Source organism: Bacillus cereus group sp. BfR-BA-01355 (genome assembly GCF_022663675.1).
In the GTDB taxonomy this organism is placed as follows: domain Bacteria; phylum Bacillota; class Bacilli; order Bacillales; family Bacillaceae_G; genus Bacillus_A; species Bacillus_A thuringiensis_S.
Map to the genome: position 1 here is coordinate 1 of NZ_JAKUFY010000410.1, position 254 is coordinate 254.

The window sequence follows — 254 nt, forward strand, 5'->3', positions numbered from 1 at the left end:
AGCCAGCCTATATTGAAAATAGCAGCCCAACCATTCCAACTCCACCTAGCAATCCGCTTATTCTCAAGTTCCCATTTCCTTTTGTAATACGGATATTGTCTCCCTACATATACTTCTAGTTCTTTATCTATTAACGAGCTACCTTCCTCTTGTTCATTATCCAAGTTTCGCTGACAACTTGCACAATTTAACTGTTCCTCCTCGCAAGATTGCCCACAATTTATACATTTCAAAACAATCCCTCTTCCCATCCA

The 254-nt window shown here is 39.8% G+C and carries 1 protein-coding gene; it reads right to left on the minus strand.

The window, feature by feature from the left end; all coding sequences use genetic code 11:
* A partial coding sequence (locus MR167_RS32270; protein ID WP_242316296.1) for a DUF2628 domain-containing protein occupies window positions 1-251 on the minus strand: 251 nt, incomplete at its 3' end.
* Window positions 252-254 lie beyond the last annotated feature (3 nt).